The following is a 19,686-nucleotide window of genomic DNA, read 5'->3' as shown; positions in this document are numbered from 1 at the left end:
ATGGAGCAGCCTAAAATATCAATTATAGTTCCTGTATATAATGTTGAACAGTACTTATGCCAATGCATTGAAAGTATATTATCCCAAAACTATAGTGATTTCGAATTATTATTAATAAATGATGGTAGCAAGGATAACTCGGGAAAAATATGTGATAAGTATGCTAGTATTGATTGTCGCATTAAAGTTTTTCATAAAAAGAATGGTGGGGTAAGTTCCGCAAGAAATATAGGATTGCAATATGCGTGTGGGGATTATGTGACTTTTGTTGACGGAGATGATATGCTCATGGAAGATGATATGTTATTTCAATTATATCACTTATATTTAAGTGATATAAAATATGAAATAATTGAGTTTCCGGGTTTATATTTCGCAGGCAACAAAGAAAAAGAATATCTTAATAGGATTCAGTGTAATCTTGAATTATCAAAGCCTGTTTCCATATTTAATTATTGGTTTACTAATCCACGATTTGAAGTTTGGGGACATTTATTTAAACGTTCTTTATTACAAGGAATTTGTTTTGATGAGATGCTTACGGTAGGAGAAGATGTTGTCTTTCTTATGGAAGCATTGCAAAGATGTAAATCTTATCTTGTTGTAAAAGAAGGTTGTTATTATTATAGATATAGAGACACTTCAGTAATGCATAAAAAAATGGCAGTGGATTATAACTTGTTTATACTGCAAATAATAATTAGAAAAAACAAAATAGAAGATCATACTATTTTTTTTAATCTATTTTATAGAATAATTATGCCTCAAATTCTAGTAGAAAAACTTAGTAAGAAAACATATTTGGGTTATGCTGCCGTGCTTGATGAGGTTTCGCTATATGATATATTATATAGTGATTCTCCATTTAAGGTAAAATGCGTCCTGTTTTTATTGAAATTTGTGGGTTTTAAGATGATGGATTCAATTCTTAATTTGATAAAAAAATGAAAGTTGCTTATAATCAACTGTCTATATCTATAATAACAATCGTAGTTATTTTATCTCTGTTTTGGTGTCCGACTTCATTTTCTTTCAACTATAATTTTTTTCTATTTATAAGTTTCTTATTTTCCTCTATTATCTATTTTAGAAACAAGAAAATAAAAAACTTCCTTGATTTTGAACCGTTTTTTGTTTTTATAACATTTTTAATGGTTTATATTTTCCCACTTTTTGTTTTTGATGATCAAACAGCTTTTTTATTCTCATTTAATCAGTATTATGATTTAACCACTATAAATAAAGGTGTAGCTTTATCTACTATAGCTATTCTTTGTTTTTTTATTGGAAACTTAGTTGAAAAAAAACAGCCACATATTCGTAATTCATTGCAGAGAGTGAGGGTGAGCAACGGTATTGTTATTACTGCTAGTTTAGTTTTGTATATCGTTTTCTATTTACTCGGAGGATTTGATAATTTTTTGAAAGTGTACAAAGGAGAAAGTGGGGGGAGCTCTGTTGCAAATTATGTGTTAGTTTTACTTCAGGTACTTTGTCCTATTATGTGTTTTAATGAATTTTGGAATAAGAGTAATGTAGCTGGATATCATTATAATTGGATTGCCTTTCTATTGGTACTTTGGATATCTTTACATTTCGCTATAGTTGGCTCTCGTACAAATGCATCTATAATTCTTTTATCTTCTATTGTAGCTTATTCTGTGTTGATAAAGAATCAATCAATTTGCAGATTTCTAGTATTTATGATAGTAGGAATTATGCTAATGTGGATTCTTCAATCTTTTCGAGCAGGTTATGATACTAATTGGAATTTAGAATGGTATTATATGATTTCTGACTTGTTTATACCTAATACTAATACTTATTTGTCGATTGAAATAGTTAATAAGCAGGGAATTACGTATGGAGTGTCGAGTTTGGCTTCTATCTTGTCTGTTATACCTTTTTTGCAGGGATATGTGGAAAGTGTGTTCTCTATAGGTCCTCATCAAACAAATTCTGCAACTTTGTTTACTGATTATTTAGGCTCTTCGGCAGGAATGGGAACTAATTTTATTGCTGATCTTTATTTATCTTTTGGTATACTTGGGGTGATTATATTCCCTTTTTTATTTGGTTATATTTTGTGTATTATAAAATCACATTTAAAAGTTTCATATTATTCATCTTTATTATATATAATAATAGCAGGTTTTTCTGTGTATATTGTGCGAAGTTCATTGTTTTTCCTTTTGAAATTTCTTTTGTTTGGTTTTCTGTTGGCTTATTTCTTTAACTATTTATCTACAAAAAAAAGAAAATTATGTTAGTTTCAATAATTATACCAGTATATAATTCGGAAAAATATTTGTATGCTTGTTTAGAAAGCTGTGAAAGGCAAAGCTACGTTAATTTGGATATAGTTATAGTAAATGATGGTAGTACGGATTCTTCATGTTTAATCGTTGAAGAGTTTATGAAGAAAGATGATAGATTTCGGATTATAAATAAAAAAAATGAAGGTTTAGTTGAGGCTAGGAAAACTGGAGTAAGAGAAGCAAATGCTGATTTCATTTTCTTTTTGGACTCAGATGATATTATAACCAATGATGCTATTTTACTATTGGTAAATGAACAAAAAAAAGAAAACTCTGATATGGTTATTGCTAATTTCTGGATTGAGACAGAAAGAGGAGGAGTTATTGGTAAAACGCACAATTCTTTTAAATATGGGAAAAATCGTGAGGGTATGTATTATAATTTATTATATAAAACGTTTGGTCCCACAATTTGGGGGAAATTGATACGTAAAAATATTTTCGAAGAAACAAATACTCCATCCAGCATAACAATTGGTGAAGATGTTGTCACAAATGTTCAGATAATTGACAAAGGTAATGTTAAATATTCTTCTATTGATGAATGTATTTATCATTATATACAAAGAGACTCATCAATGGTTAATGCTCATAGTGTTAAAACTGCCACAGCGAGATTATTATATTTACAATGGATTAATAATTTCCTTTCTTCTCGTCAGATACTCTGTGGTGATTATGAGAAAGCTTACAATTGTTTTATATTAGGAGAATATTTTTCATTCTTGAAAGATGGAGGAGTACCTGCTATGTGTGCAGATCTATCCAATTTAATTTATAATAAATATATGAAGCAATCTGTATCATTAAGTCAATTAGGATTTTTTAGATTTTATTTTATTTATGTGTTTGGAATATCGGAAAATTTAGGCTCGTTGTACCGAGCAATTTATCTTTTAAGTCGTAAGTTTTATTATAGGTTATTGAGATGAAACATATTCTTCTAATTACTCCATTTGTACCAAGTAAAATCGGGGCCGGCGTGAACTATACAAGACTCTTTATAGAGGATATATCACATGAGAATATTGTGGATGTTGTATTGTTCAAAATGCAAGGTGAGGACTCTTATACGCCATGTAATTCTCATATAAGAATAATAAAGGAGTTTAAAACAAGCGTCTTTTCTAAGCTCTTTAACTGTGCCTTTTTATTTTTTCTATTTCCTCTATTTACAGCAAAATTCAATTTATTTGTATATGTTTTCTTGAAAAAACTGCTAAAGCAGAAAGATTATGACATTGTTTATTTTGATTTTAGTCAGATGTTTCTCTATGCAAAGTTGCTAAGGCATAAGAATAAAGTACTAATGTCTCATGATGTTATAACCCAGCGCTATTCGAGAAAGGGAAATCCACTATTATCGAGATTTTGTTTTAGAACAGAGAAATGGATACTTTCAGTTAGTAATGGAAATATATTTACATTTTCGCAAAAAGATTCGGATCTCATAGATACTTATTTCGGTATTTCTTCAAGGGTCACTACATTTTATTTATCTGAAGATATTGTAGACACATTTCCTGAATATTTAGGAGACTATTACGTGTTTTTTGCAATGTGGAAACGTGATGATAATTATGAAGGATTGGAATGGTTTATTAAGAATGTATTGCCTCAATGTGATAATAGTATCAGTTTTAAAATTATTGGCGCAGGATTACATGAAAAGCTTAAGGAGATAATATCTCAGTTTGATAATATAGAATATTTAGGTTTTGTAGAGAATCCTTATCCAATTATAGCTAATTCAAAGGCTTTAATATCTCCTCTTTTTACGGGCGCAGGAGTAAAAGTGAAAGTCATCGAAGCATTGGCGTGTGGAACACCCATAATAGGAACGCAATTATCATTTGAAGGTATTGCAGAAGATTTTGGTGAATTTATGATTCAAGCTGAAACTCCAAATGACTTTTTATGTGTCATGAGAACACTTAATCTATCTTTAGATAAAAGAATCGAATTTAAAAAGAGTTTTCTTCTTAGCTATTCTAATAAGCAGATAAAGCAGTATATATATTCCCATTAAGCTATTATTATGTTGGTTGATGTTGTATCTCTTATTCTTTTTGAATCTTAATTTGGATAATCATTTAATTCCAATAATATAAAAATAATGTCCATATTTAAAGACAAAGTCTTATTAATTACCGGTGGAACAGGTTCCTTCGGTAATGCCGTATTGCGTCGTTTTCTTGATTCCGATATCAAGGAAATCCGCATATTTTCTCGTGATGAAAAGAAGCAGGATGACATGCGCCATGCATTACAAAATCCTAAAGTAAAGTTTTATATTGGGAATGTACGAGATAAAGGCTCGGTAGATGTTGCTATGAAAGGAGTGAATTATGTATTCAGTGCTGCTGCATTGAAACAGGTTCCTTCTTGTGAGTTCTTCCCTATTGAAGCGGTGAATACGAATGTAATGGGTACAGAAAACGTGCTAAATTCTGCCATAGAGCACGGTGTGGAAAGTGTTGTTGTGCTCTCTACTGACAAAGCAGCTTATCCAATCAATGCAATGGGGATGAGTAAAGCTTTGATGGAAAAAGTGGCGGTAGCAAAAGGGCGTGAACTGGGCGAAGGAGCAAAGACCACAATTTGCTGTACACGTTACGGGAATGTTATGGCTAGTCGTGGTTCGGTAATTCCTTTGTGGGTAGAACAGATGATGGAAGGTAAACATATTACAATTACCGATCCCAATATGACTCGTTTTATGATGACGCTTGACGATGCTGTTGATTTGGTGATTTATGCTTTTACTCATGCGCATAATGGTGATTTGTTTGTACAGAAGGCGCCTGCTGCTACCTTGGAGACTCTTGCAACAGCTTTGAAAGAAATCTATAAAACAGATACGGAAGTTAAAATCATAGGAACTCGTCACGGTGAGAAACTGTACGAAACCCTTGTAACACGCGAAGAAATGGTGCGTGCTGTTGATATGGGAGATTATTACCGCATTCCTTGTGATACGCGTGATTTGAATTATGACAAGTTTTTCACTAAAGGAAATGAAGAAGTATCTAAGATAGAAGATTACCATAGTCATAATACGCGTCGACTTGATGTAGAAGGTATGAAAGAACTATTGATGAAGTTACGCTTTATCCGTGAAGATATGGGCTTGGAAGCAAGAGCTAAAGCCAGAGAAATTCGCAGTGAATAACGTTAATACAAATACTATGTTGAAAGTAATGACTATTGTCGGTACCCGTCCGGAGATTATAAAATTGAGCCGGGTCATGGCAGAACTTGATAAATATACTGAGCACATAATAGTGCATACAGGTCAGAATTTTGATTATGAATTGAATGAAATATTCTTTCAGGAACTTCGTATTCGTAAGCCGGATTATTTTTTGGAAGCAGCAGGAAAGAACGCTGCTGAAACGATTGCTAATGTCATTCGTAAGTCGGATGATCTGATGGAAGAAGTGAAGCCGGATGCCATATTGCTGTATGGAGATACGAATAGCTGTATATCGGTTATCTCGGCCAAACGTAAGAAAATTCCTATTTTCCACATGGAGGCTGGTAACAGATGTTTTGACCAACGTGTACCTGAGGAGATTAACCGAAAAATTGTAGATCACCTCAGTGATATCAATATGCCCCTTTCTGAACATGCCCGTAAATATTTGCTTGCCGAAGGATTAAAGCCTGAGACAGTAATCAAGACCGGTTCACCAATGACAGAGGTTTTACTTTACCATAAAGAGGATATTGAGAAGTGTGATGTCTTGAAAAATGAGGGACTTAAAAAGGGAGGGTATTTCATTGTCAGCACTCATCGTGAAGAGAATGTAGATTCGGAAAAGAATTTTACTGATCTGCTGGACTCTTTGAATGCAATAGTCGATAAATATCATAAGAAAGTAATTGTTTCTACACATCCACGTACACGCAAAAAACTGGAGGCTATGGGTTTTGTTAATTCGAATCCGATGATTGAGTTCATGAAACCTTTTGGCTTTTTAGAGTATATCAAGTTGCAGCAAAATGCCTTTTGTGTTATCTCGGACAGTGGAACGATTACAGAGGAATCGTCTATTCTCCACTTTCCTGCCATTACTATACGTCAAGCTCACGAACGTCCCGAGGGTATGGATGAAGGTACGCTGATAATGACCGGGCTGAATAGCGATCGTATATTAGATTCCATTGATGTGGTGACTTCACAATATGCCGAGGGGAGAGATGTTATACATTCAATTCCTGACTATGAGGCAGATAATGTATCAAAAAAAGTAGTGCGTATTATTCTTTCCTATACGGATTATGTCAACCGTACGGTATGGCATAAGAACATCTGATAATTTTGGGTAATTCATGAGAAAAATTTTGTTGTTCGGCGCCACTGGTATGGCCGGACACATCGTCTATTCCTATCTGCGAAGTACCGGGAAATATAACATTGCTAATGTTGTGTTTCGTACCCCGCTGAATGAAAATAGCATAGTTGTTGATGTGACAAATAGAGATGCAGTGGCCGAAATTGTGCATAAAGAACAGCCGGAAGTCATTATCAACTGTATTGGAGTACTGATAAAAGGTTCTAAAGAGCATCCTGATAATGCGATTTTAATCAATGCTTATTTCCCGCATTTATTGAAGAAATTAGCTGATGAAGTTGATGCGAAATTGGTTCATATCAGTACAGATTGCGTTTTCTCCGGTAAAAAGGGGGGCTATACGGAAGAGGATTTCAGAGATGCGGATGATGTGTACGGACGTAGTAAAGCTCTTGGCGAAGTCATAAATGACAAGGACTTGACGATTCGTACTTCCATTATCGGTCCGGAACTGAAAAGAAATGGTGAAGGATTGTTTCATTGGTTTATGAATCAGCATGGACAGGTAAATGGTTTTAAAACAGCTATATGGGGTGGTGTGACAACTTTAGAATTGGCAAAAGCTATTGATGCTGCTTTGTTACAAAATAAAACAGGGCTGTTACAGTTGAGTAACGGAGTAGGAATTTCTAAGTACGATTTGTTAGGCTTGTTCAAAGAAATATGGAACAGGCAGGATATTGATATAATGCCTTATGATGGGAATGGGATTGACAAATCTATTGCTAAATCGGAACGGTTTGACTATGATGTGCCAAGTTATAAACAGATGTTGATAGAACAAGCTGCATGGATGGAGAGTCATAAGTCTTTGTATATGCAATATTTTTAGAAATGGAGAAAAGAAAAAAGGTATTGGTTTTGGGGGAGGCTTTCTATCCTGAAGATTTTCTTATTAATGATTTAGTGAGGGAATGGGAAAAGGATGGATATCAATTTGAGGTATTAACTCGTGCACCTTCATATCCTTTTGGAAAGGTTTATGAAGGGTATAAGAACAAAATTTATCAAACTACTTGTTTTAATACGATAAAGATTCATCGTTTCCCCGTGCTGCAAGGATATGAGAAAAGCACTATAATAAAAGTATTGAATTATTTTTCTTTCGTTTTTTGGAGCTGCTTGATTGTTTTGTTCATTGGGAAACGCTTTGATAGAGTGTTTATCTATCAAACAGGACCTTTGACTTTGGCTACGGCAGGTATCTTTCTGAAAAAGCTTTTTAACGCAAAGGTTACTATCTGGACACAGGACTTATGGCCGGAAACTGTATATGCTTATGGTTTCAAGAAAACCAAATTACTTAGTTTTTGTTTGGATCGATTTGTAAAATGGATTTATAAAAACTGTGATTCAATATTAGTGTCTTGTGAGGGCTTTATAGAAAGAATTCATCATTATACTCCTGAAAAGGATATACTTTTTGCTCCGAATTGGTCGCTTATGGAGTATAAGCCGACTAAAAAAATAGAGTTGCCAGGAACTTATAATTTCGTTTTTGCAGGTAATGTTGGTAAGGTACAAAACCTGGAGAACGTTTTACGTGGGTTTGGGCAGTTTGTAAAGGACTGTCCGAACGCTTGCTTAAATATAATAGGAGATGGTTCATTCTTGACTGAATTGATGGATATAGCGAAGAATGAATGTATTCCAAATGTGAATTTTACGGGGCGTAAACCTTTATCGGAAATGTCTGATTATTATGAAGCGGGGGATGCTTTGATTATATCATTAAAGGATGTCCCGCTTTATGAGACCATGATGCCATCTAAATTTCAAACTTATTTAGCGACAGGAAAGCCTATTTATGCGATATTCAATGGTGAGGTAAGGAATATTGTAGAGAAGTATCAAATAGGTTTCGGGGCTTCGCCTACTGATTTAGGCGATATTGCAGCTGGTTTTAATCATTTTGTGAAGTTAACGGATGAAGAGAAGAAGGCTATTGCTAATAATGCGGCTTGTTTGTGCGAAACTGTGTTTAATAGGAAGATGATTATAAAGCTTATTGATGGAGTGGTTTGGAAATGAAAAGAAATGGTTTTATGCCGTGAAAGGTTCATTTGCTACTGCATTTGTGAAAATTGATATAACTTTTCTTTAGAACTGAAGCCGGAAATCTTTCAACTTTCTGCTGTAAAGAGTACCGTATTACATGTACCAAAGGGGTATGCGAATGGTATAAAAGCGTATGAACCGGACTCTATTTTATGGGTATATTCAAATAATAAAACGATTGATTTTATGGATGTAAATTATAAAATTCTTGATACTCAGCGTATCATCACCTACATATCTGCTTCATCCAATGAAGTATCTGTAGAAGACATTATCCTCTATTCCGGTGCCGACAAGTTCCGTGTATATCCTGCTCTTTTTGAGCTGGAGCAGAGTGGATGGCTGGAAGTAGTAAAACGTGAGGAACTTGGAGCACCATCTATTGTTCGAAAGAAGAGAAATGAAGATTAACGACAGGTAACAGCGGTTACTTTGTTTTTAGGCGCAGTCGAAACTAATCCTTTAGGAATGGTTTCGGCTGTTTTTTTTAACTATTGAATGAAGAGGCTATGAACGATTGTATTTTGCTGTAAGCCTAGTTGGCATGAACTTATGCATCAACTTTCCTAAGAAAGAACATCCTTATTTTGTTTTGTGCTCAAATAAGAGTTACTTTGTATGCAAGAAGCAAAAATGGAGGAACCATATGGAAGTGCAACAGAAACTTTATCCAATAGGGATACAGACCTTTTCGGAGCTGATAAGAAAGAACTATTTTATAAATGGAATTCTTTTCTAGGAAAGTGCGGAAGTATGACAATCAGATACGGATATCCGCTCCCCACATCAATTTATTCCGTAATGTATCGAAGAAGATATGGTTGTATCGTTTCACCACCTTGATGGAATAGTCTGCCCGTGAGAGGGTAAGCCGGGTGGATTCTTTGCATGATTCGCTGCGGCCGTCGATGGCGACCAGGAAATTATGGCTTCGGCTTTCTACATCAAGTGTTATTTCCCAATCATCACAGATGACGATGGGACGGACATTGAGGCTATGTGGAGCTACAGGGGTAATGGCAATCGTTTTACTGTGGGGTACGATGACCGGACCTCCCACACTGAGCGAATAGGCTGTAGAGCCTGTGGGAGTGGAGACGACCAATCCGTCGGCTTGATAGGTGGTCAGCGGGGCGCCGTTGATGGCCGCATGGATACTGATCATGGAGGAACTGTCTCTTTTCAGTACGGCAATCTCATTGAGCGCGTAAGGGGATTTCATTAACTGTTCGTCGTCGCACTTCAGTTGCAGCACACTGCGCTCTTCTACTTTATAGCGGTTGTTGTAAATCTCTTCAAAAGTATTCTCCATCTCTTCGGGAGAGATATCCGCCAGAAATCCTAAACGGCCGGTGTTGATGCCTAAAATGGGAATGTCCTTTTTTCCCACGCGGCTGGCTGCCTTCAGAAATGTACCGTCACCGCCGATGCTGATGACCATGTCGGCATAAAAATCATCTCCGTCAAACAATTCTGCGGACGGTATGTTAAGGTGTAAGTCGGCAGTCAGAAAATGATAGAACTCCCGGCAGATACAGAGTTGTGCACCGTGCCGTTCCAATATGCGGAAAAGGTTCTCTGCATGCGAAGATTTTTTTGCTTGATAGGTATTTCCAAATAGGGCAAATTTCATAGTCAATTCTGTTGTTATGCTGCGCAAAGATGCTATTTTTTTCTCAGAATGCTGCCAACATATCGCTATTATTTGTACTTTTGCCCCAAACTATAAATCAAATTATGACGAGATTAAGCGTAAACATAAATAAGGTTGCAACGTTGCGTAATGCCCGTGGAGGCGATGCACCTAATGTAGTTAAAGTGGCATTGGATTGTGAGAACTTTGGTGCTGACGGTATTACCGTGCATCCTCGTCCGGATGAAAGGCATATCCGCCGGAGCGATGTTTATGATTTGCGTCCGTTGCTGCGTACCGAATTTAACATAGAGGGATATCCTGCTCCGGATTTCATAGACTTGGTTTTGAAGGTGAAGCCGCATCAGGTGACTCTGGTGCCTGACAGCCCTACACAACTGACTTCGAATGCCGGTTGGGATACCAAGACTAATCTTGATTTTTTGAGTGAGGTGCTCGATGAGTTCAATAATGCCGGTATCCGTACGTCTGTCTTTGTTTCAACTGACGCGGAAATGATAGAATATGCGGCAAAGGCAGGTGCCGACCGTGTAGAACTATATACGGAACCATACGCGACGGCTTATCCTAAAGGGAAAGAAGCGGCGATAGCCCCCTTTGTGGAAGCGGCGAAGGTGGTTCGTAGTTTAGGGTTGGGACTGAATGCCGGACATGACTTGAGTTTAGTGAATTTGAATTATTTTTATCAAAACATTCCATGGTTGGATGAGGTTTCTATCGGGCATGCACTGATTTGTGATGCATTGTATCTGGGACTGGAACGTACCATTCAGGAATATAAAAACTGTCTTCGCTGATGAATGCAATGTTGTTATTGGCCCAAGTGGCTCCGGCACTCACTGATTCTATTGCAGGTGCCAATCCCGTATTGACTCCGATATCCGCTCCCGATGAGATGAATTTGTGGAGCATGGCTGTCAAGGGAGGTTGGATTATGATCGTGTTAGGTCTGATGTCCATACTTTGCTTTTATATCCTGTTTGAACGCAATTATGTAATCCGGAAGGCGGGAAAGGAGGACCCTCTGTTCATGGACAAAATCAAGGATTATATTCTGGGTGGAGAACTGAAGGCTGCCATCGCTTATTGCCGGAGTGTGGACACGCCTTCGGCCCGTATGATTGAGAAAGGTATCAGCCGTCTGGGACGACCGGTGAATGATGTGCAGGCAGCCATTGAAAATGTCGGTAACATTGAGGTGGCGAAATTGGAAAAGGGGATGACGATCATGGCTACTATTTCCGGCGGTGCGCCGATGCTGGGCTTTCTGGGCACGGTAACGGGTATGGTACGGGCTTTCTGGGAGATGGCAAATGCCGGGAACAACATTGATATAACAATGCTTTCCGGTGGTATCTACGAAGCGATGATTACTACGGTAGGTGGCCTGATTGTCGGTATCATTGCCATGTTTGCCTATAACTATCTGGTGACGTTGATTGATGGTGTGGTCAATAAGATGGAAGCCAAGACAATGGCATTTATGGATTTGCTGAATGAACCGGCTAAGTAGTAATTTATAATAGGTAATTTATAAAGTGTTAAAACGTAGAATTAAAATATCACCTAATTTCAGCATGGCGTCCATGACGGACTTGATATTCCTGCTGTTGATTTTCTTTATGATAACATCTACCATGGTATCGCCGAATGCTATCAAGGTCTTGTTGCCGCAAGGAAAACAGCAGACCTCTGCCAAGCCTTTGACGAGGGTCATTATTGATAAGGACTTGAATTATTATGCCGCTTTCGGCAATGATAAGGAAAAGATGCTGTCTTTGGAAGAGCTGACTCCGTTCCTGCAGGAATGTGCGGTAAAGGAACCCGAAATGTATGTTGCCTTGTATGCTGACGAGACAGTGCCTTATCGGGAGATTGTCAAGATACTGAATATTGCGAATGAAAACAAGTTCAAGATGGTGCTGGCTACACGCCCGCCGGAAGGGAACAAATAAATGAAAGGAAAGTGTGCCATTTGCAATGTGCGGTTTAACTTTTCAGCACGATGGCGCGGTCGAATTGTACATTGTAAATGGCAAATGATATCATGGTAGATCAGAAAAAAAGAGGTAAATATGTAGGGGCTATAGGTGCGGTGCTGGTGCATGTCGCGTTTATTGCCTTTCTGATACTGGTAGGATTTACAGTGCCCAAACCTTCGGAAGAAGACGGTATGCCTGTGATGTTGGGTGAAATTCCCGATGCGTCGGGTATGGCCGATCCTTCTTTGGTGAAAGTAGATGTGATTCCGGAAGAGGTCGCTCCTCAAGTGGAGGAGGCTGCCGAACAAGATATCATTACGCAGGAAACTGAAGAGACCGTTGTGCTGAAGCCTAAGGCTGAACCTAAGAAGAAAGAGGTGAAGAAACCGGAAAAGACAGCCGCTGAAAAAGCGGAGGAGGCCCGTAAACTGGCAGAGGCGAAAGCGGAGAAGGAGCGCAGGGAAGCTGAAGAAGCAGCGCGCAAACGGGTTTCCGGTGCCTTTGGCAAGGGGGCGCAGATGGGTAGCAAAGGGAATACGGAAGGACAAGGGATACAGGGAAGTCCTAAGGGGAATGCACCGGCCGGGGCCACTAGCGGTACGGGCGGTTATGGCTCTTTCAACCTTGGAGGGCGCTCTTTAGGGGAAGGGGGGCTGCCACGCCCTATATATAATGTACAGGATGAAGGTAGGGTAGTAGTGACGATTACGGTAAATCCGGCAGGTCACGTCATTGCGACCAGTATCAATCGCCAGACGAATACCGTGAACCCTGCTTTGCGCAAAGCTGCGGAAGATGCCGCTAAAAAAGCCCGCTTCAATGCAGTGGGCGGCTTGAATAATCAAACGGGAACTATAACGTATTATTTTAATCTAAAATAAGAGGAGGATCAATTATGGGTACAGTTTATGTCTTTTTTGCTGACGGATTTGAGGAGATTGAAGCTTTCACTGCTGTGGATGTAATAAGACGTGCGGGGTTGAATGTGGAAATGGTGACAGTAACTCCTGATGAGATAGTAACGGGTGCGCATGGCGTACCGGTTTTGTGCGACAAGAATATCGTGAATTGTGACTTTTTTGATGCGGACTTGATTTTGTTGCCGGGGGGGATGCCGGGTGCCGCTACATTGGAGAAGTGCGATGATTTGCGTAAGCTGGTGTTGCGTTTTGCAGAACAGGAGAAGCCGATGGCGGCTATCTGTGCCGCACCTATGGTATTGGGTAAGTTGGGCTTGCTGAAAGGTAGGAAGGCTACTTGCTATCCGGGTTTCGAACAATATCTGGAGGGGGCTGAATATACCGGTGCAATCGTTGAAAAGGACGGTAATATCATAACCGGCAAGGGACCGGGTGCCGCCATGGAGTTCGCATTGGCGGTTGTGGAACTTTTGCTAGGCAAAGAGAAAGTGAAGGAACTGAAAGAGGCAATGTGTGTTTGTTAATTCATAATTCATGAAGTCAGCTCTTATAGTTGCGGGTGGCAAAGGGTTACGTATGGGAACGGAACTTCCCAAACAGTTTCTTCCTGTTGGGGGGAAACCTGTGTTGATGCGTACTTTGGAAGCCTTCTATACTTACGATCCGGAGATGCGAATTATATTGGTACTCCCGCGCAGCCAACAAGAATACTGGAAGCGATTATGCCGGGAGTATCGTTTTTCTGTTTGTCATACCATAGCGGATGGAGGGGATACCCGATTCCATTCGGTAAAGAATGGTCTGGCTCTGGTCGAGGCTCCCGGTCTGGTGGGGGTGCATGACGGTGTCCGTCCATTTGTGTCGCAGGAGGTGATTTCCCGTTGTTATGCTTTGGCGGTGGAAAAGAGAGCTGTCATCCCCGTGGTGGATGTAGTGGAGACTGTCCGTCATCTGGAAGGAGAGCGGAGTACGACCGTCAACCGTGACAACTATAAATTGGTACAGACCCCGCAGGTCTTTGATGCCGCCCTTTTAAAGGAAGCATACGAGCAGCCTTATACATCTCATTTTACTGATGACGCCTCCGTTGTAGAGGCTTTGGGTATCCCTGTCTTTCTGACAGCGGGGAACCGGGAAAACATTAAAATAACGACTCCTTTTGATTTAAGAATTGCTACAGCACTTATAGATTCATGTTCGATTTAGCTACGCGTGACATAAAATATTTGTCGGGCGTCGGGCCGCAGCGCGCTTCGGTGCTTAATAAAGAGCTGGGCATTTATTCCCTTCACGATTTATTATATTACTTTCCTTATAAATACGTTGACCGTAGCCGTATCTACTCCATCCGGGAGATTGACGGTACTATGCCCTATATTCAGCTGAAAGGAGAAATATTGGGTTTTGAAACTGCCGGTGAAGGGCGCCAGCGACGGTTGATAGCCCATTTCTCGGATGGTACGGGTATTGTCGACCTGGTTTGGTTCCAGGGGATTAAATACTTAGTGGGCAAGTATAAGGTGCATCAGGAATACATCGTTTTCGGTAAGCCTACGGCGTTTAACGGACGGATTAACATTGCCCATCCGGATATTGACCTGGCATCAGAGCTGAAGCTGTCTTCTATGGGGATGCAGCCTTATTACAGTACGACGGATAAAATGAAGCGCAGCTCGCTGAATTCGCATGCCATTGAAAAGATGATGAGCACTGTGATCCAGCAATTGAGTGAACCTTTGTCGGAAACTCTTTCCGCCGCCATCCTGAATGAGCATCACCTGATGCCTTTGACAGAGGCGTTGACCCATATTCATTTTCCCGTCAATTCGGACTTGTTGCGTAAGGCGCAGTATCGCCTAAAGTTTGAAGAACTTTTTTATGTCCAATTGAACATCTTGCGTTATGCGAAAGACCGTCAGCGGAAATATCGTGGCTATATCTTTGAAAAGGTGGGGGAGATTTTTAATACTTTCTACTCCCGCAATCTTCCCTTTGAGTTGACGAATGCACAGAAGCGCGTTCTGAAGGAAATACGTCGGGACGTAGGTTCGGGAAAGCAAATGAATCGTCTGCTGCAGGGGGATGTAGGCAGCGGAAAGACTTTAGTGGCTTTGATGAGTATGTTGATGGCGCTTGATAACGGGTTTCAGGCATGTATGATGGCGCCGACTGAGATTTTGGCGAACCAGCATTATGAAACCATTCGTGAGTTGCTGTACGGTATGGACGTGCGGGTCGAACTGCTGACAGGCTCCATCAAGGGTAAACGTCGCGAAGCGATTCTTGCCGGCTTATTGACGGGGGATATACATATTCTTATCGGGACTCATGCCGTGATAGAGGATACGGTTAATTTTGCCTCGCTGGGTTTGGTGGTAATTGATGAACAACATCGTTTCGGGGTGGCGCAGCGGGCCCGTTTATGGACGAAAAATGTGCAGCCGCCCCATGTGCTTGTCATGACTGCCACTCCTATACCGAGGACATTGGCTATGACTTTGTATGGCGACCTTGACGTCTCTGTCATTGATGAACTTCCTCCCGGACGCAAGCCTATTGCTACCATTCATCAGTTTGATAACCGGCGGGAGAGTTTGTACCGGTCTGTACGTAAGCAAATTTCGGAAGGACGGCAGGTTTATATCGTTTATCCGTTGATAAAGGAGAGTGAGAAGATTGATTTAAAGAATCTGGAAGAAGGGTATCTGCATGTTTGTGAGGAGTTTCCCGAATGCAAAGTCTGCAAAGTGCATGGCAAAATGAAGCCGGCCGAGAAGGATGCGCAGATGCAGCAGTTTGTGGCCGGTGAGGCGCAGATAATGGTGGCTACCACTGTCATTGAAGTGGGGGTGAATGTCCCGAACGCATCAGTAATGATTATAGAGAATGCCGAACGTTTTGGCTTGTCACAGTTGCATCAGCTCCGCGGCAGGGTGGGGCGTGGCGCAGACCAGTCTTATTGCATTCTTGTCACAGGTTATAAATTGGCGGAAGATACCCGGAAGCGTCTGGAAATAATGGTCCGTACCAACGATGGCTTTGAGATTGCTGAAGCGGACCTTAAATTGCGCGGTCCCGGTGACTTGGAAGGAACTCAGCAGAGCGGCATTGCTTTTGATCTGAAAATAGCGGATGTTGTCCGTGACGGGCAACTGCTGCAATATGTCCGTGAAGTGGCACAGAAAGTGATCGATGTTGATCCTAATGGCATACTTCCCGAGAATGAAATCCTGTGGAGGCAGTTGAAGGCATTGAGAAAAACGAACGTTAATTGGGCTGCCATTAGCTAAAAAACGGTTAAACATACGCTTTATTTACACTTTATGTTGTAAAACATGTTTGTTCGTATTCTTCCTATTTATAGGGGATTAAGATAGGACGTACGACCGGATAAAACCTTCCACTTCGAAAAAATAGTTAATGACTGACGCTGTTTTTCAGAGAGAAACGTTACCTTTGGGAGAATTTTTTAAAAAATCAATCTGGATATTCGCGTAGAACAGGTGGTGATGATTACCGGCAATGCTTGCAACGGATATCAAAATGAATGACGAAACGGAATGAATTTTAATTGGATTAAAACAGTTTTATTGGCTGCGACGGCAACAGTTAGCTTGAATTCTTTCTCGCAGGATTTGATCGCACGTCAGGCTCCCATTGATAGAAAACTTAAAAGTGTAGATTCACTGGCTTTACAAAAACAGATACGTGCTGAACAGTCTTTGTATCCGGGGCTGGATTTATATCCGAACTGGAACAATGAGTTTGTGCAGGCCTATGGTGATGCCATTGTACCGGAAAGTTACACGTTTGATTTGACAGGTTTCTGCATGCCCACTCCCAATACACGCATTACGGATGTGTTCGGTTACCGTCCCCGCAGAAGAAGGGCGCACTATGGACTGGACGTCAAAGTATATGTCGGAGATACGATCCGTGCAGCTTTCGACGGTAAGGTACGTGTCGTGAAAAATCAAGGACGCCGTGGCTATGGGAAATATGTCGTTATTCGTCATGACAACGGGTTGGAGACCGTTTACGGACACTTGTCCAAGCAACTGGTGGAAATAAACCAGTTGGTAAAGGCGGGAGAACCCATTGCGTTGGGAGGCAATACCGGACGTTCTACGGGTTCGCACCTTCATTTTGAGACTCGCTTCTTGGGAATTCCCATCAACCCCGCACTTCTGTTTGATTTTGAAAAGCAAGATATCGTTGCTGACTCCTATACTTTCCGCAAGACTAAAGGCTCTTCCGGTACGGCCCGCAGCATGGCGTCCGGTGAAGGGTTATTCTATAAAGTCAAGAAGGGTGATACATTGGGCAGGATTGCCGCCCGTCAGGGAACAAGTATAGACAAGCTTTGCAAACTGAACCGGATTACGCGCAAAACCATTCTGCGTCCGGGACAGGTATTGCGTTGTTCATGAAAACGTAAACAATCTCGATAGGAGAGAGGGTACTTTAATAGATTTTAGAGTGCCCTCTTTTTCTTTTTCTTTAATTATTCCTATCTTTGCAGCGCACAGCGAAAATAGGCTGCATGTAAGGAAATGAAAGATACCAAGCAACAATTTGAACATGTCATTGCAATTTGTCGTGACTTGTTCTCCAAGAAACTTCATGATTACGGTCCGGCGTGGCGTATTCTTCGTCCGGCTTCCGTGACAGACCAGATATTTATTAAAGCCAATCGCATTAGAAGTATCGAGACCAAAGGGGTGACTCTGGTGGATGAAGGGATTCGTTCCGAGTTCATCGCTATTGTCAATTATGGAATAATCGGGCTGATACAGCTGGAATTGGGATATGCCGAATCTGCTGATATCACGAATGAAGAAGCAATGGTGCTTTATGACAAGTATGCCAAGGTGTCTTTGGAGTTGATGCTTGCCAAGAATCATGATTATGATGAGGCGTGGCGCAGCATGCGTGTCAGTTCTTATACGGATCTGATACTGATGAAGATTTACCGGACCAAGCAGATTGAAAGTCTGGCGGGACAGACATTGGTCTCAGAAGGCATTGATGCCAATTACATGGATATGATTAATTATTCCGTATTCGGTTTGATTAAGATTGAATTTGGAGACTGAGAAGAAACATATTATTGAGAAAGTGTGGGTGAATGCCTGCCGCTTTTTGTTGGGAGGTGTCTTTATATTTTCCGGTTTTGTAAAAGCGGTTGACCCGTTGGGTTCATTCTATAAGATTCAGGATTATCTGACGGCATTTGGCATGGCTTCCTGGTTTCCTTCTTACTTGCCTTTATTCTTCGGCATAGTTTTGTCTGCTGTAGAATTCAGTGCAGGTATCTTCTTGTTTCTGGGCATACGCAAGAGTCTGGCATCGACGTTGGCTTTGTTGTTGATGGGAGTGATGACTCCGTTGACTTTGTATCTGGCTTTAGCCGATCCGGTATCCGACTGCGGATGCTTCGGCGATGCTTGGGTATTGACCAACTGGCAGACTTTCGGTAAGAATATAGTGTTATTGGTGGCTGCCATATCCGTTTTTAAGTGGAAGGACCGGATCATACGTTTTATCACGGCTAAGATGGAGTGGATGGTTTCCATGTACACTTTACTTTTTGTCTTTGCGCTTTCATTCTATTGTTTGGGGAAGTTGCCGATTCTGGATTTTCGCCCTTACAGGATTGGAACGGACATAAAAGCAGGTATGGAGATTCCGGAGGGTGCCAAACCCAGCGTGTTCGAGAGCCGCTTTGTGCTGGAAAAGGAAGGGGAGCGCCGGGAGTTTACATTGGAGAACTATCCGGACAGTACCTGGAAGTTCATTGAAACACGTACGGTGCTGAAAGAAAAAGGATATGAACCTCCTATTCATGATTTTTCCATGATGAATCTGGAAACGGGGGAAGATATAACAGACAGTGTACTGTCGGATAAGGGATATACCTTTTTGCTGATCGCTCATCGCATAGAGAATGCGGATGACAGCAATATTGATCTTATCAATGAGATTTATGATTATAGTGTGGAGCATGGTTATGCTTTTTATGCAATGACCTCCTCTCCGGAAGATGAGATAGAATTGTGGCGTGACAAGACCGGAGCGGAATACCCGTTCTGCCAGATGGATGACATCACGCTGAAAACCATCATCCGTTCCAACCCCGGACTCCTGTTGATAAAGGGGGGGACTATTCTGAATAAATGGAGTGACGGGGACTTGCCTGACGAATATGTGCTGAATGACAGTTTGGAGAACATAGAATTGGGTAAGCTGAAACAGGTGAATGACTGGCGCACCATCGGTTATGTGTTGCTTTGGTTCATCATTCCGTTGATGATGGTTATCGGGGTGGATATCCTGGTTATAAAACGGAGAGAGAAGAAACGGCAGGCGGCCCGAATACTGAATAATAAATTGTAA

At 40.5% G+C, this 19,686-nt stretch carries 20 protein-coding genes; 19 read left to right on the top strand and 1 reads right to left on the bottom strand.

The annotated features are described in order from the left end of the window. From HMPREF9446_RS10985 to HMPREF9446_RS10945, 9 genes are all read left to right on the top strand, one after another. On the top strand, positions 1 to 948 hold the full coding sequence (locus HMPREF9446_RS10985; RefSeq protein WP_009125725.1) for a glycosyltransferase family 2 protein: 948 nt from the start codon (positions 1 to 3) through the stop codon (positions 946 to 948). Beyond that, positions 945 to 2,270: an O-antigen polymerase gene (locus tag HMPREF9446_RS10980; protein WP_009125724.1), complete on the top strand. Its 1,326-nt coding sequence runs from the start codon at positions 945 to 947 to the stop codon at positions 2,268 to 2,270. Before HMPREF9446_RS10985 ends, HMPREF9446_RS10980 begins: the two co-directional genes overlap by 4 nt. Next, entirely contained in the window at positions 2,264 to 3,250 is a 987-nt protein-coding gene (locus HMPREF9446_RS17915) for a glycosyltransferase family 2 protein (RefSeq protein ID WP_009125723.1), read from the top strand. The genes HMPREF9446_RS10980 and HMPREF9446_RS17915 overlap by 7 nt, the downstream gene beginning before the upstream one ends. Further along, entirely contained in the window at positions 3,247 to 4,347 is a 1,101-nt protein-coding gene (locus tag HMPREF9446_RS10970) for a glycosyltransferase (RefSeq protein WP_009125722.1), read from the top strand. The genes HMPREF9446_RS17915 and HMPREF9446_RS10970 overlap by 4 nt, the downstream gene beginning before the upstream one ends. 87 nt (positions 4,348 to 4,434) lie before the next feature. Next, positions 4,435 to 5,490 carry a polysaccharide biosynthesis protein gene (locus tag HMPREF9446_RS10965; protein WP_009125721.1) on the top strand — a complete coding sequence of 352 codons (1,056 nt, stop codon included), beginning with the start codon at positions 4,435 to 4,437 and terminating at the stop codon, positions 5,488 to 5,490. A 16-nt stretch (positions 5,491 to 5,506) separates the two neighbouring features. Continuing rightward, positions 5,507 to 6,637 (top strand): non-hydrolyzing UDP-N-acetylglucosamine 2-epimerase, encoded by a 1,131-nt coding sequence (wecB, locus tag HMPREF9446_RS10960; protein ID WP_009125720.1) that lies wholly within the window; start codon positions 5,507 to 5,509, stop codon positions 6,635 to 6,637. A 16-nt stretch (positions 6,638 to 6,653) separates the two neighbouring features. Next, the gene (locus HMPREF9446_RS10955) at positions 6,654 to 7,508 is read left to right on the top strand and encodes a dTDP-4-dehydrorhamnose reductase family protein (RefSeq protein WP_009125719.1); all 855 of its coding nucleotides are present in this window, start codon (positions 6,654 to 6,656) and stop codon (positions 7,506 to 7,508) included. Positions 7,509 to 7,510: 2 nt separating this feature from the next. Continuing rightward, a complete protein-coding gene (locus HMPREF9446_RS10950) occupies positions 7,511 to 8,707 on the top strand; it encodes a glycosyltransferase family 4 protein (protein WP_009125718.1) in 1,197 nt (398 codons plus the stop codon). Positions 8,708 to 8,920: 213 nt separating this feature from the next. Then, positions 8,921 to 9,145 carry a hypothetical protein gene (locus HMPREF9446_RS10945; protein ID WP_009125717.1) on the top strand — a complete coding sequence of 75 codons (225 nt, stop codon included), beginning with the start codon at positions 8,921 to 8,923 and terminating at the stop codon, positions 9,143 to 9,145. A 349-nt stretch (positions 9,146 to 9,494) separates the two neighbouring features. On the opposite strand, the gene HMPREF9446_RS10935 is transcribed toward HMPREF9446_RS10945, so the two are convergent. Beyond that, on the bottom strand, positions 9,495 to 10,367 hold the full coding sequence (locus tag HMPREF9446_RS10935) for an NAD kinase (RefSeq protein ID WP_009125715.1): 873 nt from the start codon (positions 10,365 to 10,367) through the stop codon (positions 9,495 to 9,497). Positions 10,368 to 10,471: 104 nt separating this feature from the next. Between HMPREF9446_RS10935 and HMPREF9446_RS10930 the strand changes: the two genes are divergently transcribed. The 10 genes from HMPREF9446_RS10930 to HMPREF9446_RS19150 all read left to right on the top strand — a co-directional run bounded on the left by HMPREF9446_RS10930 (position 10,472) and on the right by HMPREF9446_RS19150 (position 19,686). After that, positions 10,472 to 11,185: a pyridoxine 5'-phosphate synthase gene (locus HMPREF9446_RS10930; RefSeq protein ID WP_039969168.1), complete on the top strand. Its 714-nt coding sequence runs from the start codon at positions 10,472 to 10,474 to the stop codon at positions 11,183 to 11,185. Beyond that, positions 11,185 to 11,901 (top strand): MotA/TolQ/ExbB proton channel family protein, encoded by a 717-nt coding sequence (locus HMPREF9446_RS10925; protein WP_009125713.1) that lies wholly within the window; start codon positions 11,185 to 11,187, stop codon positions 11,899 to 11,901. The genes HMPREF9446_RS10930 and HMPREF9446_RS10925 overlap by 1 nt, the downstream gene beginning before the upstream one ends. Positions 11,902 to 11,965: 64 nt before the next feature. Continuing rightward, positions 11,966 to 12,343, top strand: coding sequence for an ExbD/TolR family protein (locus HMPREF9446_RS10920; protein WP_009125712.1), 378 nt, complete (start codon positions 11,966 to 11,968; stop codon positions 12,341 to 12,343). Positions 12,344 to 12,435: 92 nt separating this feature from the next. Then, positions 12,436 to 13,251 carry a TonB family protein gene (locus tag HMPREF9446_RS10915; protein ID WP_039969165.1) on the top strand — a complete coding sequence of 272 codons (816 nt, stop codon included), beginning with the start codon at positions 12,436 to 12,438 and terminating at the stop codon, positions 13,249 to 13,251. Between the two features lie 14 nt (positions 13,252 to 13,265). Further along, the gene (locus HMPREF9446_RS10910; protein ID WP_009125710.1) at positions 13,266 to 13,814 is read left to right on the top strand and encodes a DJ-1 family glyoxalase III; all 549 of its coding nucleotides are present in this window, start codon (positions 13,266 to 13,268) and stop codon (positions 13,812 to 13,814) included. Between the two features lie 10 nt (positions 13,815 to 13,824). Next, positions 13,825 to 14,496: a 2-C-methyl-D-erythritol 4-phosphate cytidylyltransferase gene (locus HMPREF9446_RS10905; protein ID WP_009125709.1), complete on the top strand. Its 672-nt coding sequence runs from the start codon at positions 13,825 to 13,827 to the stop codon at positions 14,494 to 14,496. Beyond that, complete coding sequence (recG, locus tag HMPREF9446_RS10900; protein WP_009125708.1) at positions 14,484 to 16,580, top strand: ATP-dependent DNA helicase RecG; 2,097 nt, start codon at positions 14,484 to 14,486, stop codon at positions 16,578 to 16,580. Before HMPREF9446_RS10905 ends, recG begins: the two co-directional genes overlap by 13 nt. Positions 16,581 to 16,850: 270 nt before the next feature. Then, positions 16,851 to 17,720: a M23 family metallopeptidase gene (locus HMPREF9446_RS10895; protein ID WP_009125707.1), complete on the top strand. Its 870-nt coding sequence runs from the start codon at positions 16,851 to 16,853 to the stop codon at positions 17,718 to 17,720. 123 nt (positions 17,721 to 17,843) lie between these two features. Continuing rightward, positions 17,844 to 18,386 carry a DUF1599 domain-containing protein gene (locus HMPREF9446_RS10890; protein WP_009125706.1) on the top strand — a complete coding sequence of 181 codons (543 nt, stop codon included), beginning with the start codon at positions 17,844 to 17,846 and terminating at the stop codon, positions 18,384 to 18,386. Further along, on the top strand, positions 18,376 to 19,686 hold the full coding sequence (locus HMPREF9446_RS19150) for a BT_3928 family protein (protein ID WP_009125705.1): 1,311 nt from the start codon (positions 18,376 to 18,378) through the stop codon (positions 19,684 to 19,686). Before HMPREF9446_RS10890 ends, HMPREF9446_RS19150 begins: the two co-directional genes overlap by 11 nt.

Source organism: Bacteroides fluxus YIT 12057, from assembly GCF_000195635.1.
GTDB lineage: Bacteria > Bacteroidota > Bacteroidia > Bacteroidales > Bacteroidaceae > Bacteroides > Bacteroides fluxus.
The sequence above is the reverse complement of the archived record's forward strand: the minus strand, read 5'-3'. Positions and strand labels throughout refer to the sequence as shown.

Bases quoted from the DNA above. Each gene is read 5' to 3' on its own strand.
- HMPREF9446_RS10985 (WP_009125725.1), top strand. From the start codon at position 1: ATGGAGCAGCCTAAAATATCAATTATAGTTCCTGTATATAATGTTGAA.
- HMPREF9446_RS10980 (WP_009125724.1), top strand. From the start codon at position 945: ATGAAAGTTGCTTATAATCAACTGTCTATATCTATAATAACAATCGTA.
- HMPREF9446_RS17915 (WP_009125723.1), top strand. From the start codon at position 2,264: ATGTTAGTTTCAATAATTATACCAGTATATAATTCGGAAAAATATTTG.
- HMPREF9446_RS10970 (WP_009125722.1), top strand. From the start codon at position 3,247: ATGAAACATATTCTTCTAATTACTCCATTTGTACCAAGTAAAATCGGG.
- HMPREF9446_RS10965 (WP_009125721.1), top strand. From the start codon at position 4,435: ATGTCCATATTTAAAGACAAAGTCTTATTAATTACCGGTGGAACAGGT.
- wecB (WP_009125720.1), top strand. From the start codon at position 5,507: ATGTTGAAAGTAATGACTATTGTCGGTACCCGTCCGGAGATTATAAAA.
- HMPREF9446_RS10955 (WP_009125719.1), top strand. From the start codon at position 6,654: ATGAGAAAAATTTTGTTGTTCGGCGCCACTGGTATGGCCGGACACATC.
- HMPREF9446_RS10950 (WP_009125718.1), top strand. From the start codon at position 7,511: ATGGAGAAAAGAAAAAAGGTATTGGTTTTGGGGGAGGCTTTCTATCCT.
- HMPREF9446_RS10945 (WP_009125717.1), top strand. From the start codon at position 8,921: ATGGATGTAAATTATAAAATTCTTGATACTCAGCGTATCATCACCTAC.
- HMPREF9446_RS10935 (WP_009125715.1), bottom strand. From the start codon at position 10,367: ATGAAATTTGCCCTATTTGGAAATACCTATCAAGCAAAAAAATCTTCG.
- HMPREF9446_RS10930 (WP_039969168.1), top strand. From the start codon at position 10,472: ATGACGAGATTAAGCGTAAACATAAATAAGGTTGCAACGTTGCGTAAT.
- HMPREF9446_RS10925 (WP_009125713.1), top strand. From the start codon at position 11,185: ATGAATGCAATGTTGTTATTGGCCCAAGTGGCTCCGGCACTCACTGAT.
- HMPREF9446_RS10920 (WP_009125712.1), top strand. From the start codon at position 11,966: ATGGCGTCCATGACGGACTTGATATTCCTGCTGTTGATTTTCTTTATG.
- HMPREF9446_RS10915 (WP_039969165.1), top strand. From the start codon at position 12,436: ATGGTAGATCAGAAAAAAAGAGGTAAATATGTAGGGGCTATAGGTGCG.
- HMPREF9446_RS10910 (WP_009125710.1), top strand. From the start codon at position 13,266: ATGGGTACAGTTTATGTCTTTTTTGCTGACGGATTTGAGGAGATTGAA.
- HMPREF9446_RS10905 (WP_009125709.1), top strand. From the start codon at position 13,825: ATGAAGTCAGCTCTTATAGTTGCGGGTGGCAAAGGGTTACGTATGGGA.
- recG (WP_009125708.1), top strand. From the start codon at position 14,484: ATGTTCGATTTAGCTACGCGTGACATAAAATATTTGTCGGGCGTCGGG.
- HMPREF9446_RS10895 (WP_009125707.1), top strand. From the start codon at position 16,851: ATGAATTTTAATTGGATTAAAACAGTTTTATTGGCTGCGACGGCAACA.
- HMPREF9446_RS10890 (WP_009125706.1), top strand. From the start codon at position 17,844: ATGAAAGATACCAAGCAACAATTTGAACATGTCATTGCAATTTGTCGT.